The organism is Pseudomonas sp. P5_A2_2, from assembly GCF_054177685.1.
This window is the reverse complement of sequence record NZ_JBGCUL010001323.1, coordinates 1-1060: the sequence shown is the minus strand read 5'-3', so window position 1 is coordinate 1060 and position 1060 is coordinate 1. Positions and strand designations below refer to the sequence as shown.

Genomic DNA, 1060 nt, shown 5'->3' with positions numbered 1-1060 from the left:
GGCAAGGTGTCAGCCGATGCCGAGCCACAGGTGATCGACCAGGCGCCGTCGATCGTGCGGGTGGATGCTGGCGGTGGGTTTTCGCAGTTGGCGTTTCAGGCGGGGTTGCCGTTGCTGGCGCAGAAAACCCGGGCCAACGGCATTGCGGCGTTGGCAATCAACCGCTGTGTAYATTTCTCGGCGCTGTGGGTGGAGATCGAGCAACTGACTGCTACCGGTCTGGTGGCACTGGCGTGTAATCCGAGCCACGCCTGGGTGGCGCCGGCTGGAGGACGACTGCCGGTGTTCGGCACCAATCCCATTGCCTTCGGTTGGCCGCGTGCGGGACAAGATCCGTTTGTGTTCGACTTCGCCACCAGCGCGATTGCCCGTGGTGATATCGAACTGCACCGGCGTGCCGGCAAGGCGATTCCCGAAGGTTGGGGCGTCGACGCCCAAGGCCAGCCGAGCACCGACGCCAACGTGGTGCTCGACAGCGGCGCGATGCTGACGTTCGGCGGGCACAAGGGTTCGGCGCTGGCGGCGATGGTGGAGTTGATTGCCGGGCCGCTGATCGGTGACCTGACCAGTGCCGAGTCGTTGGCTTACGACGGGGGCAGCAAGTCGTCGCCGTACCATGGCGAGTTGATCATCGCCCTGGACCCTCGGCGCTTTCTGGGGGACGCCACTGAAGAACATTTGGCCCGGGCCGAAACGTTGTTCCAGGGCATTGAGGGGCAGGGCGCACGCTTGCCGTCGCAACGACGTTACGCGGCGCGGGTACGCAGCCTGGTGGAAGGCGTGCAAATTCCCGAGGCGCTGTACAACGACCTCAAGGCCTTGCTCGCCTGATTGAATCAAAGTGCTCAATCCTGTGGGAGCGAGCCTGCTCGCGATGAGGGCATCAGATTCAACATTTTCGTCGACTGACACACCGCTATCGCGAGCAGGCTCGCTCCCACAGGAGGTTGTGTTGTTAAACCGGCTCGCGTTGGCTGCTGCCATCCACCAGCCGTGCAATCCCCAGCGGGTTGGCGTTTTTCAAGGCGTCGGGTAGCAAGGCGTCCGGGCAGTTCTGGTA

2 protein-coding genes are annotated in these 1060 nt (G+C 63.5%); one reads left to right on the top strand and one right to left on the bottom strand.

From position 1 onward, the window contains the following. The coding region (locus tag ACXRVY_RS31135; RefSeq protein WP_458239223.1) for an Ldh family oxidoreductase at nt 1-831 on the top strand (831 nt) is incomplete at its 5' end. Between the two features lie 124 nt (nt 832-955). Here ACXRVY_RS31135 and ACXRVY_RS31130 read toward each other — a convergent pair. Next, nucleotides 956-1060: hypothetical protein (locus tag ACXRVY_RS31130; protein ID WP_458239224.1), on the bottom strand; the 105-nt coding region annotated here is incomplete at its 5' end.